Consider the following 15,766-nt stretch of genomic DNA (forward strand, 5'->3'; position numbering starts at 1 on the left):
CCGGTATCCGGGCGGGGGCTTCACACGTCCTAGACGGTAGGTCGCCTTAGGCGAGTTCGCCGAGGCGGATGCGGACGGCGCTGCCGCGCTTGATGGCGGTTTCGAGGACGGCCCGGTTGGGGTCGGGCAGGTCAAAGAGGCCACGGCGCGGCAGGGGCACCAAGGAGGCGAGCCGGCGTTCGGCGAGCACGGCCGCGACCAGTTGGCGGTCGCCGCCGACGATCAGACCGGGCGTGACGGGCGCGCCACCGATCGGCAACTCCCCAGTCTCGTCCGGCACATGCGCCAGGTCGACGAGGATTCGGGCCGCATGCTCGACCACGGCCGTCACGAGCTCGTCCGCCTGGTTGTCACGTCGCCGGGCATACCGCTGCTGGCTCCAGCCGCCAGCCGCCGTGCGGGACTGCACATACCGCGTGCCGACCTTGTGCAAGAGCAGCTTTCCGCCACGAACCCGACCCACGGCATACCCACCGCGGCGCACCAAGATGACGCCGAGGGGGTCGTGGGGGAAGTAGTCCAGGATGGCGTCGGCGCCATCGGCACCGACGATCCGCTCCGGCATACCAGGGGGCACCTCGCCCCCATGTCGCTCGACGAAGCCGTCGAGCCAGGCGGGCAAGCGCTCCGGGGCGACCTCGACAATGCGAGGGGTCGCCGGAGCGCCGGAGGTGCTAGATGTTGAAACCAAGGGCACGCAATTGCTCCCGGCCGTCGTCGGTGATCTTGTCCGGGCCCCATGGTGGCATCCAGACCCAGTTAATGCGATGCGTTGTTACCAAACCGTCAAGTGCCTGGGCTGTTTGGTCCTCAATGACATCGGTCAGCGGGCACGCGGCAGACGTCAGCGTCATATCGATGACCGCGTGATTTTGCGGGTCGACGGTGATGCCATAGACGAGGCCAAGGTCGACGACATTGATCCCGAGTTCGGGGTCGACGACATCGCGCATGGCCTCTTCGAGGTCCGCAACATTGGCGGGCATGATCGTGGTCTCAGACATGTGACTCCTCCGAGAGATTGGCTCCGGTGGTGGCCAGCGCGTCCGCGAGGGCCATCCATGACAGCAGTGCGCACTTCACGCGCGCGGGAAACTTCGCGACGCCGGCCAAAGCGACCGCATCGCCGATGACCTCCTCGTCGCCGGCGTCGGCGCCTTTCGAGGTGAGCATGGCGTGCACCGCCGCGAAGGTCGTCCGGGCGGTGTCGACATCTTGGCCGGCGAGCAGATCCGCCAGCATCGAGGCGGAGGCCACCGAGATCGAGCAGCCGAGGCTGTCATACGAGATGTCCGACAGCACCTCGCCGTCGCGCGCCACGCGCAGCGTCACCTCGTCGCCGCAGGTGGGGTTGACGTGGTGCACCTCGGCGTCGAAAGGCTCGCGCAGGCCCGCCCGGTGGGGACGCTTGGCGTGCTCAATGATGAGTTCCTGATAGAGGTCCATCGGCTAGACCTCGATCCCGAAAATGCCCGGCACGCTATCGAGCGCGGTGAAGAAGGCCGCGATCTCCTCCGGGGTGTTGTATGGCGCGAGGCTGGCTCGTGTCGTCGCCGCCGCCTTGAATCGGCGGTGCAGCGGCCACGCGCAGTGATGTCCCACACGGACTGCAACACCGTGGTCGTCGAGAATCTGCCCGACATCGTGGGCGTGCACGCCGTCGACGACGAAACTCACGGCGCCGCCGCGGTTTTCAAGGCTGTCAGGCCCGATGAGGCGCGTCCAGGGACGCTCCCGCAGCCCGTCCAGGAGTATGCCGGTCAGCGCGTGCTCGTGTGCGCTCACCCGGTCCATCCCGAGGGTGGTGAGGTAGTCGCACGCGGCGGCGAGGCCGATCGCCTGGGCGGCGTTCGGGACGCCCGCCTCGAATTTCTGCGGGGCTGGCGCGTAGGTCGCCCGCTCCATCGTGACGGTCTCGATCATCGAGCCGCCGGTCAGGAAGACCGGCATGGCGTCCAGGACCTCCCGGCGTCCCCACAAGGCGCCGATGCCCATGGGTCCGAGCATCTTGTGGCCGGAGAAGGCGAGGAGGTCCACATCGAGGTCTGCGACGTCGATGGGCAGGTGCGGCACCGACTGGCAGGCGTCGAGGACAACCAGCGCGCCGACTTCGCGTGCCCGGGCCACGATGGCGTCGACCGGATTGATGGTGCCGAGCACGTTGGAGGCGTGCGTGAAGGCCACAACCTTGGTGCGCTCGGTGATGACCTCGCGCAGATGGCTCAGGTCGAGGCGGCCGTCCTCGGTCACTTCAAGCCACTTCAACGACGCCCCGGTCCGCGAGGAAAGCTCCTGCCACGGAATGAGGTTGGCGTGGTGCTCCATCTCGGTGACGACGATCTCGTCGCCCGGGCCGATCCGGAAGCGCTCACCCGCTCCCCCGCCGCCGCCCGCCGCGCCATTTGAGAAGGCATAGGCCACCGCATTGATCGCCTCGGTCGCGTTCTTGGTGAAGACAATCTCGTCGGCGCGCGCGCTGATGAAGCCCGCGATGGTGGCTCGGGCACCCTCATACGCCTGCGTGCCCTCCTCCGAGAGCGCGTGCGCACCGCGGTGCGGGGCCGCGTTCAACTCGGTGTACCAGCCACGCTCGGCGTCGAGCACGGCATACGGCTTCTGCGAGGTCGCCCCAGAATCGAGGTACACCAACGGCTTTCCGTCGCGCACCGTGCGCGACAGGATCGGGAAGTCGGCCCGGATGCGGGCGAGTTCCTGATCGCTGAAGGCCGCGAGGGCGGGCGCGTGGGCAGTCATACGGACCCTCAGACGGCTGCCGTCAGGAAGCGGTCGTAGCCCTCGTCCTCGAGGCGGTCGGCGAGTTCGGGGCCACCCTCCTCGGCGATGACGCCATCGACGAAGACGTGGACGAAGTCTGGCTTGATGTAGCGCAGGATGCGCGTGTAGTGGGTGATGAGCAGCACGCCCATATCGGAGGCCTCCTGGGCGCGGTTGACGCCCTCGGAGACGATGCGCAGCGCGTCGACATCGAGACCGGAGTCGGTCTCGTCGAGGACGGCGAAGCGCGGCTTGAGCAACTCCAACTGGAGGATCTCGTGACGCTTCTTCTCCCCACCGGAGAAGCCTTCGTTGACGCCGCGCTCGGCGAAGACTGGGTCCATGCGCAGATTGCCCATAGCCTCCTTGACGTCCTTGACCCAGGTGCGCAGCTTGGGCGCTTCGCCGTCGATGGCCGTCTTGGCGGTGCGCAAGAAGTTGCTGACTGTGACGCCGGGGACCTCGACGGGATACTGCATGGCCAGGAAGAGACCGGCGCGGGCGCGCTCGTCGACGCTCATCGCCAGGACGTCCTCACCGTCGAGGTTGATGGTCCCGGAGGTGACGGTGTATTTGGGATGGCCAGCGATGGAGTAGGCCAGCGTCGACTTGCCAGAGCCGTTAGGGCCCATGATCGCGTGGGTCTCGCCGGAGTTGATGGTCAGGGTGACGCCGCGGAGGATCTCCTTCTGGACGTCATCGGCAGTGATCGCAACGTGCAGGTCGCGGATCTCGAGGGTGGACATGCTTACTCGCTCTCGGGGATCAGGGCGGCGGGGACGGAGACGTAAACCACGCCGTCCTCGATGGTGACGGGGAAAGTCGCGACCGGCTCGGTCGCGGGGAGGTTCAGGGCATCGCCGGTGCGCACATCGAATCGCGAACCGTGGAGCCAACATTCGAGGCGGCAGCCGTCGAGTTCGCCTTCGCTGAGGGAGACATTCTGGTGGCTGCAGATGTCGTCGATGGCGTAGACCTCGCCATCCTCGGTGTGGACGATCGCCATGGCCTGGCCATAGATATCGGCCTTGGCCGCGCCAACGGTGGGGAGCTCGTCGATCCCGCAGACGGCGATGGCAACCAGGTCGGTGTCGGCGCTCACGACGCGACCGCCACCGAGGCTTCGAGCTCGGCGTCGATGGCGCTCATCAAGTGCCCGATCACCTCGGGCACGCCGATGCGCGAGACGACCGCGGCGAAGAAGCCCCGCACGACGAGGCGACGCGCCTCGGCCTCTGGGATGCCGCGGGCCATCAGATAGAACAACTGCTGGTCGTCGAATCGGCCTGTCGCAGAGGCGTGTCCGGCACCGGCAATCTCGCCGGTCTCGATCTCCAGGTTGGGGATGGAGTCGGCGCGGGCGCCATCGGTGAGCAGCAAATTGCGGTTTAGTTCGTAGGTGTCCGTGCCCTCGGCGGCGGCGCGGATCAGCACATCACCGACCCAGACGGTGCGGGCAGAGTCCCCCTGCAGCGCGCCCTTGTATTCGACATTGCTCGTGCAATGCGGCACGGCGTGGTCGACGAAGAGCCGGTGCTCCAGGTGCTGACCCGCATCGGCGAAGTACACGCCATACGCCTCGAAGGAGCCGCCGGGCCCGGCATAGGTCGCATTGGTGTTGAGGCGCACGATCGCCCCACCGAGGGTGACGGCGATGTGCTTGACCTGCGCGTCGCGGCCGACGACCACATCATGCTGGCCGAGGTGGATGGAGCGGTCGTCCCACTCCTGCAGCGAGACGACGGTCAGGTGGGCACCGTCGCTGGCGGTGATCGTGAGCACCTCGCTGTAGTCGGCCAGGCCGTCGTGCGTCAGGACGACGGTGGCCTTGCTGAAACGACCCGCTCGGATCATCAGGTGCCCGTGGACGAGCTGACCGTCACCGCCCGACAACCGAATGCGAACCGGCTCGGTCAGCTCCGCGTCATTCGGGATGTCGATGACGCCGACACCCCCACTGTGCGCCGCGGCGATAGCAGCGGCGCGGTCGGCGGGGGCCGGCGCGCCAGCGGCCTGCCAGTCGGCGACCGACATCGTGCCGAGGCGGACGCCGGCGGGCAGGGACTCGTCCCAGTCGAGGCAGAGGCCGGTCGCCTCGTCCTTCAGGAGCGGACGAATCCGGTCCACCGGAGTGAACCGCCAGTCCTCTTCCCTGCCGGTCGGCATCGGGAAGTCGGCCACGGCATACGAACGGGTCCGCTCGGCGCGGGATTGGTCCGGGACGAAGGTGGCGACCGAATCGGTATGCGGTGCCAGCCCGGGGCGCTGGGTCTTCTCAGCCAGCAGGCTCATGCGGGATTCCTTGTGCAGTAACGGTTTTGGGTGGGTCGGTGACGTCTTGAGGTCAGCCGACCGCACCCTCCATCTGGAGTTCGATGAGGCGGTTCAGCTCGAGGGCATACTCCATCGGCAACTCGCGGGCGATCGGCTCGACGAAGCCGCGCACGATCATCGCCATGGCCTCTTCCTCGGACATCCCTCGGGACATGAGGTAGAACATCTGGTCCTCGGAGACCTTCGAGACGCTCGCCTCGTGGCCCATCTGGACGTCGTCCTCGCGGATGTCGACATAGGGGTAGGTGTCCGAGCGACTGATCGTGTCGACCAGCAGGGCGTCGCAGACGACGCTGGACTTGCTGCCGGTCGCGCCCTCCATGATCTGGACGAGCCCGCGGTATGAGGTGCGCCCGCCCCCGCGCGCCACGGACTTCGAGACGATGGTCGAGGAGGTGTTGGGGGCCGCGTGGACCATCTTGGAGCCGGCGTCCTGGTGCTGGCCCTCGCCGGCGAAGGCGATGGACAGCGTCTCGCCCTTGGCGTGCTCGCCGAGGAGGTAGACGGCGGGGTACTTCATCGTCACCTTGGAGCCGATATTGCCGTCGATCCACTCCATCGTCGCGCCCTCGGCGCAGGTGGCGCGCTTGGTGACGAGGTTGTAGACGTTGTTGGACCAGTTCTGGATGGTCGTGTAGCGGACGCGAGCGTTCTTCTTGACGATGATCTCGACGACTGCGGAGTGCAGGGAGTCCGACTTGTAGATCGGCGCCGTGCAGCCCTCGACGTAGTGAACGTAGGAGCCCTCGTCCGCGATGATCAGCGTCCGCTCGAACTGGCCCATGTTCTCGGTGTTGATCCGGAAGTAGGCCTGCAGCGGGATCTCGACGTGCACGCCCGGCGGAACATAGACGAACGAACCGCCCGACCAGACAGCGGTGTTCAGCGAGGCGAATTTGTTGTCGCCCGGCGGGATGACCGAGCCGAAGTATTCGCGGAAGAGGTCCTCGTGCTCGCGCAGGCCGGTGTCGGTGTCGACGAAAATAACACCCTTCTCCTCCAGGTCCTCGCGGATCTGGTGGTAGACCACTTCGGATTCGTATTGCGCGGCCACGCCGGCGATGAGGCGCTGCTTCTCGGCCTCGGGGATGCCGAGGCGGTCATAGGTGTTCTTGATGTCCTCGGGCAGTTCCTCCCAGGAGGTGGCCTGCTTCTCCGTGGACTTCACGAAGTACTTGATGTTCTGGAAGTCGATGCCGGACAGGTCGCTGCCCCAGGTCGGCATGGGCTTCTTGTCGAACAGGCGCAGCGCCTTCAGCCGCAGCTCGCGCATCCAGTCCGGCTCGCTCTTGCGCGCCGAGATGTCCTCGACGACCTCGGTGTTCAGGCCGCGGCGCGCGGTCGCGCCAGCCGTGTCGCTGTCGGCCCAGCCGTATTCATAGCGTCCCAGGTCCTTCAGACCAGGGTTCAGGTCTTCGATGCTCTGCGTCATGACGCCTCCGTCGGGTTGAGCGTGGTCGTGGGGATGAAGGTGGTGCACACGTGGTCGCCGTGCGCGAGGGTGGCCAGCCGCTGGACGTGCACGCCCAGCAGGCGGGAGAAAGCTTCGGTCTCGGCTTCGCACAGCTGAGGGAACTGCGCCGCCACATCCTGCACCGGGCAATGCCCTTGGCACAGTTGTATGCCGCGAAGAGCCGCCGGTGTCGCCTGGTCGCCCACCCTGCGCAGGCTGGCGTCGAAGCCGTCGCGGCTGAGCGCGCCGACGAGCTGCTCTGCGCGCTCGGCCGTGCCTGCCTGGCGAGGCAGCTGCGCGGCATACCGGCTCTCCCAGTCGGCAATCCGTCGCCGGGCGAAGTCCTCAACCGCGTGCGGGCCGACGGTCTCCGCGAGATAGCGCAGCGCCTGGCCGGCGAGGTGGTCGTAGTCCGAGGTGAGCGAGCGATGGCCGGCGTCGGAGACGACATACGCCTTGGCGGGCCTTCCGCGGCGTCGGGGTGTAGTGGCCTCGTGGGGCTCGATCAGCCCCGCGTCGGCGAGATTGTCGACATGCCGGCGAATGGCGGTGTCGGACAGGCCGAGCCGCTCGGCGAGAACCGCCGCCGTGATCGGACCCTGCTGGCTGATCGCCCGCAGTACCCGCTCGCGCGTGCCCGACTCGGGCACGGCATCGGCCGTCGCCTCGGTTGCTCGCGCATTAATCACACATCCATGTTAGGTAATTGCGTCAAGCGTGTCGAAGTTAGGTCAACCTAAGTCGGCCTGCGACTCGGAGGGCTAGGCGGGATCGAGGCGCAGCAACTTGCCCTCGGACCCGTCCTGCAGGACCCAGATGCGGCCGTCTGGGCCCTGCTCGACTTCGCGGATCCGCGTGCCTAGGGCGCCCGCAGACCAGACCTCGGCCTTGGTGGCGGTGGTGCCGTCGAGGTCTACCCGAAGCAGTGACTGGCCAGAAAGCGCGCCGATGAAAGCATCGCCGCGCCACTGCGGGAAGACCTCCCCGGTGTAGATCATCAGGCTGCTCGGCGAGATCGAGGGATTCCACCAGACCTTCGGCGCCTCGAAGCCGTCGCCGGCGGCGTGGTCGGGTATCTCCTCACCGCTGTAGTGCGAGCCATTGGAGACTTTCGGCCAGCCGTAGTTGGCGCCTTCGGTGATGACGTTCAGCTCATCGCCGCCTTTGGGTCCCATCTCGGTGCTCCACAGCGTGCCGTCGGGGGCGAAGGCGATGCCGAGCGGATTGCGGTGACCGAGCGTCCATACTTCCTCGGCCGGATAGCCTTGCGCCGCAAAGGGATTGGCGGCGACGGGTGTCCCATCCAGGGTCAGGCGCAGGATCTTGCCGAGATTGGTTCCCAGGTCCTGGGCGGGGTCGAACTTCTGGCGCTCGCCGGAGGTGACGAAGAGGTACTTCCCGTCCGGACTCACGGCGAGCCGGTGTGCGAAATGCCCGGCACCCTCGACTTTCGGCTCCTGCCGCCAGATCACGGTGAGGTTCTCGAGTCGCGCAGCGCCGTCCTCGATGACGAGACCGCCACGTCCGACGACCGCACCCGCGCTCGTGCCATCGCCGGGCTCGACCCACGACAGATAGATATGACCGCTTTGGTCGAAGTCTGGGGCCGCGATGATGTCGCCGAGCCCGCCCTGGCCTTCAGCCTTGACCTCCGGCGCCCCATCCACGGTGAGCACCTCGCCACTGCTCATGTCGCGGACCAGCAGTTGGCCGCCGCGTTGGGTGATCGCGGCATACTCCGTGCCGGGCAGGAAGGTCATCGCCCAGGGTTCGTCATATGACGCCACCTCCGTCACGGTGAAGGGTGCGACGTCGCTGGACGCGGTGGCCGAGGTGGGGGTGCTCTCGGATGGGGCCTCCGTCGCCCTTGTCGGCGCAGGGCCGGGCCCTGAACAGCCGGCCACCAGGGCCGCGCCCGCGAGCATCGGCATGAGTCTGCGCATGCCTCGACCGTATCCAGTCCGGCTGTGCCTCTCCCGGGAACGCGGGCGATGTGCTGGCGTAACGCCGCGACGCCGGGCCCTATGCGGCGCGTCGCCCCCGGTTACCCACTCGTCGCCCGCCAGGGACTGGCAGCGCTGCTGACCCATGCCGGCATCCACGTGCTCGCGAGCGTCGGCGGCGGCGCGGCTTTGCTGCGAGAGGCCGCTCTGACCAGGCCCGATGTCGTCATCCTCGACGTCCGCATGCCACCGTCCTTCAGCGACGAAGGCATCGGCACAGCCTTGGCTCTGCGGCAACGCTTCCCGGGCATCGGGGTCCTGGTCTTGTCGACCTACGCCGAGCCAGCGTGGGTGCGCCGGTTGACCGGCCACGTGCCGTCGGCGGTGGGCTATCTGCTGAAGGACCGGGTCGGCAACGTCGAACGGCTCACCGACGCCCTCCACACGATCGCGGCTGGCGGAATCGTCATCGACGAGGACGTTATCGCGCGGATCACCCCACCGGCCTCGGTGCTCGATCGGCTGACAGCGCGGCAAGTGGAAGTCTTGTCCCTGGTGGCCGAGGGGCGATCGAACCAGGCCATCTCCGACGCGCTGGGCATGTCGGTGCGCACCGCTGAGGTGCACGTGGCGGCCATCCTGCGCGACCTGGACATTCCCGACGAGCCGTCGTGGAACCGCCGGGTGTTGGCCGCCCTCGCGTATCTCAACCCGCACCGGGGCGCCTGAGCCTCCCCACGGGTCCCAGTCGCTGGGCGGCCGGCTGGTCTGGGCTCCTTAGACTGCTCTGGTGTCCGCAGTCGAGGTCCGAGATCTGGTCAAGTCCTTCGGTGCCACCCGGGCGCTCGACGGCGCGAACTGGTGCGCGGAGGCCGGCCGGGTCACCGCCGTTCTCGGGCCGAATGGCGCCGGCAAATCGACGACCATCGAATGCCTGCAAGGTCTGCAACGCCCCGATTCTGGGCTGGCGCAAGTGCTTGGGGAAGACCCGTGGGGCGCCTCCGCCGAGCATCGAGCCCGCGTCGGCCTGATGCTGCAAGACGGCGGGCTGCCCTCGATGTCCACTCCCCCGGCGCTGCTTGCCCACCTGGCGTCGATGTATGCCGATCCCGCCGACCCGTCGGCCCTCAGCGCGCGCTTGGGCATTGATGACTTCGCCCGCACGATCGTGCGCCGACTTTCCGGTGGCCAGCGGCAGCGGGTCGCCCTCGCCACCGCCCTCATCGGGCGCCCGGATGTGCTCTTCCTCGACGAACCGACGGCGGGGATGGATCCGCATACTCGCCTGGACGTCTGGGAGATCGTCCGCGAGCAGGCCGCCGGCGGCGCCGCAGTGGTCTTGGCGACGCACTCCTTCGAGGAGGCGGACCGGGTCGCTGACGATATCGTCATCATGGACCGCGGCCGGGTGCGCACCAGCGGCCCGCGGGCGGAGGTCGCGGGCGCGAAAAGCCTTGAAGACGTGTACTTCTCACTCACCGGACGGGGCGAGCGATGACCACCGCGACGGGACAGCGGGCTGCGGCGCGCGGCATACGCATCCGCCGGCAGGCGAGCTTCGAGGCGCGCACGATGCTGCGCAATGGCGAGCAACTCCTGGTCGCCTTCATCCTCCCGGCGATGGCGATGATCGGCCTGAAGTTCGCGTCGGTGCCCGACCTGGGCGCCCGGCGGATCGATGTCATCGTCCCCGGCGTGCTCGCCCTCGCGGTCGTCTCGACGGCCTTCACCAGCCAAGCGATCGCCACCGCCTTCGACCGCCGCAATGGCGTGCTGCGGCTGCTCGGCACGACCCCCCTGGGTCGCGATGGGCTGCTCGGGGGCAAGACGATGGCGACCGGCTTCGTGCTCGCTTTCCACCTGCTTGCGCTCTCGATTCTGGGTATGGCGCTCGGCTGGCGCCCCGAGGTCGCGGGCCTGCTCCCGGCGCTCATCACGATTGTCCTCGGTGCCGGTTGTTTCGTTGCGCTCGCGATGCTGGTCGCTGGACGGCTGCGCGCGGAAGCCGTTCTCGCCGTAGCCAATTTGCTGTGGGTCATCTTCCTCGGACTTGGCCTCTTGCTGCCCACGAGCACCCTGCCGAGCGCGGCCGTCGGCGTGGCACGGCTGCTGCCCTCGGGTGCTTTGGGCGACGGGCTGCGGGACGCCTTCGTTGAGGGCGCCTGGCCCGTGACCAGTTGGCTGGTGCTGGCCATTTGGGGTGGCATCAGCGCCATGCTCGCCACCCGGATCTTCCGCTGGTCGGACTGACGTAAGCAGACCGTAAGACCTGGGCGCGACCGATCGCCGGGCGCGAGGCCTAGCCTTTTGGCATGACCTCCCCGCAGCGCAGGTATGCCGCCCTCGTGGGTCTGGCAGCCACCAGCTGCGGGCTCGGTGCGGGTCACCTCGTGGCGGGAGTCGTCGGGCCGTCCACCTCGCCGGCTATCGCCGTGGGCAGCGCGGCGATCGACCTCACCCCGCTGTGGCTCAAGGACTGGGCCACCTCGACGCTGGGCACGGCGGATAAGCCGGTGCTGATCGTGGGCGTCCTGGTGGTCGTGCTTTGCTTGGGCGCGCTGGCGGGAATCCTGCAGTCCCGCAACCGTTCTGGCGCCTGGTTGCTCGCTGGCCTTGCCGGGATCGCTGCGCTCGCCGCGGCCACTCGTCCGTCCGGCGGTCAACTCGCGGTCTTGCCCAGCAGCGTGGCGGCGCTGGTCGGCATCGTGGGGCTGCGGTTCGTGCCGACGGACGGGAGCAACCCAGCGGGAAGGGAGCGGGCGGCATACGCGGGCAGCGCCGATCGGCGCACGGTCGTAGCGGCGGGCCTCTTGACGGGTGCAGGGGCGGGGGCGGCATACCTCGGCACTCGGCTGGGCGCGCCCATCGGCGCGACCGGTCAGAGCTTGACGCTGCCTGCTCCCTCGGCACCGCTGCCCGCGTTGCCGGCTGGCCTCGGCGCAAGCACGCCCGGCCTGACGCCGCTGCGCACCCCGGTGGCGGACTTCTATCGCATCGACACCGCCGTGATCATCCCGCGCATCGACGTTTCCGCCTGGCGGCTGCGCATTGACGGCGATGTCGATCACCCCTACGAGGTGACCTTCGACGAACTGCTGCGGATGCCGATGATCGAGGCCGACATCACCCTCAATTGCGTGAGCAATCCCGTGGGCGGGGACTACATCGGATCGACCCGTTGGCTTGGGGTGCGCACGCGAGATGTCTTGGCCCGCGCCGGAGTTCGCGACACGGCCGATCAGATTCTCAGCACCTCGCACGATGGTATGACGATCTCCACCCCCGTCGCCGCCCTTCAGGACGATCGTGGCGCCCTGCTCGCCATCGCGATGGACGGCAAGCCGTTGACGCCGACGCACGGCTTCCCCGTGCGGATGATCACGCCCGGACTGTACGGCTATGTCGGCGCAACGAAATGGCTTACGCACCTGACCGCCACCACCTACGCCAAGGACCAGGCGTACTGGTCGACGCGGGGTTGGGCGGAACAGGCCGAGGTGAAAACGCAGTCGAGAATCGATGTGCCTCGCGACGGAGCGAGCGTCCCCGCCGGAAGCGAACTCGCCATCGCCGGAGTGGCGTGGTCCCAAGCGCGCCAAGGGATTTCGGGCGTCGAGGTGCGTGTCGACGACGGCGCGTGGATCGCGGCGGACCTCGGCCCGGACGTCGGTGGGCACTACTGGCGCCAGTGGCGCGCGACCTGGACTCCTTCCGCGAGCGGCCAACACGTCATCACGGCACGCGCGACGGACGGGACGGGAGCGATCCAGACGACGACGATCGCCGAACCCGCGCCCGATGGCGCGAGCGGGCTGCACAGCATTCGGGTCCGAGTGCGCTGAGACTGCCGGTAGACTGGACCCATCGGCCCGACCAGTTCTGCCGCGGGCCGCTTCGCTTCGTCGATCGCCATCGCTGCTGCGGCCCATGTCGTCCGCGCCGGGCAGAACGACTTCATTCGATTCACTTGGAGCTATTCAGTGTCTTCCGACACGACTTTTCGCACGCTCGGCGTCCCCGCAACCCTCGTGACCGTGCTCGCCGAGCGCGGCATCACCGCCCCCACTCCGATCCAGGCAGCGACCCTGCCCGACTCGCTCGCCGGCCGGGACGTCCTTGGACGTGGCCGCACAGGCTCCGGCAAGACCTACGCCTTCCTCCTCCCGCTCGTCGCGCGCCTCGCCGGCCGTGGACGTCGTATGCCGAAGCGCCCCCGCGCCCTGATCCTTGCCCCGACGCGTGAGCTCGTCGCACAGATCGAGGAGTCACTCGCCCCGCTCGCGGCGGCGACTGGCCTCACCTCCCGCACCGTCTTCGGCGGTGTTGGCCAAGGCCCGCAGGTGTCGGCGCTGCGCGCCGGCGTCGACATCGTTATCGCCTGTCCGGGCCGACTGGAGGACCTCATCGGTCAGGGCCACGCCGACCTCAGCGCCATCGAGGTCACGGTTCTGGACGAGGCCGACCACATGGCCGACCTCGGCTTCCTGCCCGCCGTCCGCAGGTTGCTCGATCGCACCCCGCGCGGTGGACAGCGGATGCTTTTCTCCGCGACGCTCGACGCCGGCATCGGTGTCCTCGCCCGGACCTACCTCGTGAAACCCGTGACGCACGAGGCGGATTCGGCGCAGAGCCCGGTGGCCGAGATGTCCCACCACGTCCTGCATGTCCGCGAAGAGGCGCACCTGCCGGTCCTCGTGGACCTGGCCGCTGCACCGGGCCGCACGATCGTCTTCACCCGCACCAAGCACCGCGCCAAGAAGCTCGCGCGACAGCTCAACGCGGCCGGTGTGCCGTCCGTCGAACTGCACGGCAATCTCTCGCAGAACGCCCGCACCCGGACGATGGACGCCTTCCACAGCGGCGCGGCCGGCACGCTGGTGGCGACCGATATCGCCGCGCGCGGCATCCACGTCGATGACGTCGCGCTGGTCATTCACGCCGACCCGCCGGTTGAGCACAAGGCGTATCTGCACCGCTCAGGGCGCACGGCGCGGGCCGGGAACTCCGGCACTGTCGTGACGATGATGCTGGACCAGCAGGTGCGCGAGGTCCGAGACCTGACGCGCAAGGCCGGCATCAACCCGACCACCACGCGCGTCCACGCCGACCATCCGCTGCTCACCGATCTCGCGCCGGGCGCCCGGTCCTTCCCCGGGGCGTATGTCGTCCCCGAGGCCGCGCCGGCGCAGCCTGGGCGCGGTTCGCGCAAGTCCTCGGGCACCCGCGGATCGGGGCGTGGAAAGACGACCCATCCGCATACGTCCTCGGGCGGCGGAGCGCGCCGTGAGTCGGGGTCAGGCGAGAGCCGTTCGCGGGCAACGAATCCCGGTCAGCGCCGGCAGCGGCCCGCGGCCCGCGGTGCAGCGTCCACCGGCCGCTCGGGTGGTGGCGCGGCGGCCTTCTCCGCGGGCAGCCGCGGCGGCCCTCGACGCACCTCGCGCTGACCCCTCAGCGCGAAGCACGACGATCGGCGGTGAGTTCACCGCCGGCCGTCGTCCTTAAGTGTGCGGATTAGTGGCGCTGCGAGCGGTAGTACTCGATCAGCCCACGAGTGGAGGGGTCCTGGGCGGCCAGCGCCTCGTCGTCCTGCGAAATCGCGGGGGCGATCTGCATAGCGAGTTGTTTTCCGAGTTCGACGCCCCATTGGTCGAAGGAGTCGATGCCCCACACGACGCCTTGGGTGAAGGTGATGTGCTCGTAGAGCGCGATCAACTGACCAACCACAGATGGCGTCAGCAGTGGCGCCATGATCGAGGTCGTCGGGCGGTTGCCGGAGAAGACCTTGGCCGAAACCAGTTCTTCCGCAACACCTTCCGCGCGCACCTCATCGGCCGTCTTGCCGAAGGCGAGCGCCTTGGTCTGGGCGAAGAAGTTGGCGAGGAAGAGTTCGTGGACGTCGGCATCGCCGTCCTTGATCGGGTGTGCAGTGTTGGCCATCGCGATGAAGTCGCACGGGATCAACTGCGTGCCCTGGTGGATCAATTGATAGAACGCGTGCTGCCCGTTGGTGCCCGGCTCCCCCCAGAAGACCTCGCCGGTCTCGGTGGTCACCGGCGCGCCGTCGGCGCGCACGCCCTTGCCATTGGACTCCATCGTCAACTGCTGGAGGTAGGCCGCGAACCGGTGGAGGTACTGCGCATACGGCAGCACCGCATGACTCGTGGCCTTGAAGAAGTTGACGTACCACACATTCAACAGCCCCATGAGCGCCGGGACATTGCTCTCGAAAGGCTCCTCGGCGAAGTGGTTGTCGACCGCGTGGAAGCCACCGAGGAAGTCGGCGAAATGGTCCTTGCCGATCGCCACCGCGAGCACCGTGCCGACGGCGGAGTCCACGGAATAGCGCCCACCGACCCAGTCCCAGAAGCCGAAGGCATTAGCCGGGTCGATGCCGAAGGCTTCGACCTTGTCGAGAGCGGTGGAGACGGCGACGAAGTGCTTGGCCACGGCCCCGGTGCGGGCCTCATCCGAGTCCTCGATCGCGCCCTGCTCAATGAGCTTGCGCCACAGCCAATCCCGCGCCATCCGAGCGTTGGTCAGGGTCTCCAGCGTCGTGAACGTCTTGGAGGCGATGATGAAGAGCGTCGTCTCGGGGTCGAGATCGCCGACCTTCTCCGCCAAGTCGGTCGGGTCGATATTGGAGATGAAGCGGCAGCTCAGCCCGGCCTGGACATAGGGCTTTAGAGCTTCATAAACCATGACCGGCCCGAGGTCCGAGCCACCGATGCCGATATTGACCACCGTTTCGATGCGCTTGCCCGTCACGCCAACCCACTCACCCGAGCGGACCTTGTCGGAGAAGGCGTAGATCTTCGCCAGGACGTCATGAACCTCGGAAACCACATCCGTGCCGTCGACGACGAGGGAGTCGCCAGCCGGCCGGCGCAGGGCGGTATGCAGCACCGACCGGTTCTCGGTCACATTGATGCGCTCCCCCGCATACATCGCGTTGCGGCGCGCGGCCAGGCCCACCTGTTCGGCGAGATCCAAGAGCGCCCCGAGGATCTCGTCATCGATGAGGTTCTTGGACAGATCGACATGCAGGTCCGCGCAGGTGCGCGTATAACGCTGCGCCCGGTCCGGATCGGTCGCGAACGCTCCGCGCAGATCGGGGGTGTATGCCGCCTTCAACTCGGTCAGGCGGGCCCAGGCGGTGGTGGTCGTGGGGTCGACGATGGTCATTGCATCACCCTAGTGAGGCGGGCCTGCCCGTGCGGTCGCCGCGAGGCAGGGCTCGCCACGCCGAGGCCGCCGTGCAAGG

Annotated in this window: 16 protein-coding genes; 5 read left to right on the top strand and 11 right to left on the bottom strand. The window is 68.0% G+C overall.

Features of this window, described 5'->3' with window-relative positions:
• Nucleotides 1-46: 46 nt before the first annotated feature.
• The 10 genes from ABD225_RS17030 to ABD225_RS17075 form a co-directional block, all read right to left on the bottom strand.
• Nucleotides 47-697: an acVLRF1 family peptidyl-tRNA hydrolase gene (locus ABD225_RS17030; protein ID WP_344088356.1), complete on the bottom strand. Its 651-nt coding sequence runs from the start codon at nucleotides 695-697 to the stop codon at nucleotides 47-49.
• Entirely contained in the window at nucleotides 675-1,004 is a 330-nt protein-coding gene (locus tag ABD225_RS17035) for a metal-sulfur cluster assembly factor (RefSeq protein WP_344088359.1), read from the bottom strand. The genes ABD225_RS17030 and ABD225_RS17035 overlap by 23 nt, the downstream gene beginning before the upstream one ends.
• Nucleotides 997-1,446, bottom strand: a complete 450-nt coding sequence (gene sufU / locus ABD225_RS17040) for a Fe-S cluster assembly sulfur transfer protein SufU (RefSeq protein ID WP_344088362.1) — start codon at nucleotides 1,444-1,446, stop codon at nucleotides 997-999. Before sufU ends, ABD225_RS17035 begins: the two co-directional genes overlap by 8 nt.
• 3 nt (nucleotides 1,447-1,449) lie before the next feature.
• Nucleotides 1,450-2,754: a SufS family cysteine desulfurase gene (locus ABD225_RS17045; protein WP_344088365.1), complete on the bottom strand. Its 1,305-nt coding sequence runs from the start codon at nucleotides 2,752-2,754 to the stop codon at nucleotides 1,450-1,452.
• 8 nt (nucleotides 2,755-2,762) lie between these two features.
• A complete protein-coding gene (sufC, locus tag ABD225_RS17050) occupies nucleotides 2,763-3,521 on the bottom strand; it encodes a Fe-S cluster assembly ATPase SufC (RefSeq protein ID WP_344088368.1) in 759 nt (252 codons plus the stop codon).
• Between the two features lie 2 nt (nucleotides 3,522-3,523).
• Nucleotides 3,524-3,877 carry a non-heme iron oxygenase ferredoxin subunit gene (locus ABD225_RS17055; protein ID WP_344088371.1) on the bottom strand — a complete coding sequence of 118 codons (354 nt, stop codon included), beginning with the start codon at nucleotides 3,875-3,877 and terminating at the stop codon, nucleotides 3,524-3,526.
• Nucleotides 3,874-5,067 (bottom strand): Fe-S cluster assembly protein SufD, encoded by a 1,194-nt coding sequence (gene sufD, locus ABD225_RS17060; protein ID WP_344088374.1) that lies wholly within the window; start codon nucleotides 5,065-5,067, stop codon nucleotides 3,874-3,876. Before sufD ends, ABD225_RS17055 begins: the two co-directional genes overlap by 4 nt.
• A gap of 52 nt (nucleotides 5,068-5,119) precedes the next feature.
• Nucleotides 5,120-6,541 carry a Fe-S cluster assembly protein SufB gene (gene sufB / locus ABD225_RS17065; protein ID WP_344088377.1) on the bottom strand — a complete coding sequence of 474 codons (1,422 nt, stop codon included), beginning with the start codon at nucleotides 6,539-6,541 and terminating at the stop codon, nucleotides 5,120-5,122.
• Complete coding sequence (locus ABD225_RS17070; RefSeq protein WP_344088379.1) at nucleotides 6,538-7,251, bottom strand: helix-turn-helix transcriptional regulator; 714 nt, start codon at nucleotides 7,249-7,251, stop codon at nucleotides 6,538-6,540. Before ABD225_RS17070 ends, sufB begins: the two co-directional genes overlap by 4 nt.
• A 72-nt stretch (nucleotides 7,252-7,323) precedes the next feature.
• The gene (locus ABD225_RS17075) at nucleotides 7,324-8,505 is read right to left on the bottom strand and encodes a PQQ-dependent sugar dehydrogenase (RefSeq protein WP_344088382.1); all 1,182 of its coding nucleotides are present in this window, start codon (nucleotides 8,503-8,505) and stop codon (nucleotides 7,324-7,326) included.
• An 81-nt stretch (nucleotides 8,506-8,586) separates the two neighbouring features.
• Between ABD225_RS17075 and ABD225_RS17080 the strand changes: the two genes are divergently transcribed.
• The 5 genes from ABD225_RS17080 (at nucleotide 8,587) to ABD225_RS17100 (ending at nucleotide 13,949) form a co-directional block, all read left to right on the top strand.
• Entirely contained in the window at nucleotides 8,587-9,234 is a 648-nt protein-coding gene (locus ABD225_RS17080; protein ID WP_344088385.1) for a LuxR C-terminal-related transcriptional regulator, read from the top strand.
• A 58-nt stretch (nucleotides 9,235-9,292) separates the two neighbouring features.
• Nucleotides 9,293-10,003 carry an ABC transporter ATP-binding protein gene (locus tag ABD225_RS17085; protein ID WP_344088468.1) on the top strand — a complete coding sequence of 237 codons (711 nt, stop codon included), beginning with the start codon at nucleotides 9,293-9,295 and terminating at the stop codon, nucleotides 10,001-10,003.
• Nucleotides 10,000-10,755 (top strand): ABC transporter permease, encoded by a 756-nt coding sequence (locus tag ABD225_RS17090; RefSeq protein ID WP_344088388.1) that lies wholly within the window; start codon nucleotides 10,000-10,002, stop codon nucleotides 10,753-10,755. Before ABD225_RS17085 ends, ABD225_RS17090 begins: the two co-directional genes overlap by 4 nt.
• A gap of 62 nt (nucleotides 10,756-10,817) precedes the next feature.
• Nucleotides 10,818-12,347, top strand: a complete 1,530-nt coding sequence (locus ABD225_RS17095; RefSeq protein ID WP_344088391.1) for a molybdopterin-dependent oxidoreductase — start codon at nucleotides 10,818-10,820, stop codon at nucleotides 12,345-12,347.
• A 138-nt stretch (nucleotides 12,348-12,485) separates the two neighbouring features.
• Nucleotides 12,486-13,949: a DEAD/DEAH box helicase gene (locus ABD225_RS17100; RefSeq protein WP_344088395.1), complete on the top strand. Its 1,464-nt coding sequence runs from the start codon at nucleotides 12,486-12,488 to the stop codon at nucleotides 13,947-13,949.
• Nucleotides 13,950-14,016: 67 nt separating this feature from the next.
• Here ABD225_RS17100 and pgi read toward each other — a convergent pair whose 3' ends face one another.
• Complete coding sequence (gene pgi, locus ABD225_RS17105) at nucleotides 14,017-15,687, bottom strand: glucose-6-phosphate isomerase (protein ID WP_344088398.1); 1,671 nt, start codon at nucleotides 15,685-15,687, stop codon at nucleotides 14,017-14,019.
• Nucleotides 15,688-15,766: the final 79 nt, after the last annotated feature.

It is taken from the genome of Nostocoides veronense (genome assembly GCF_039531185.1).
GTDB lineage: Bacteria > Actinomycetota > Actinomycetes > Actinomycetales > Dermatophilaceae > Nostocoides_A > Nostocoides_A veronense.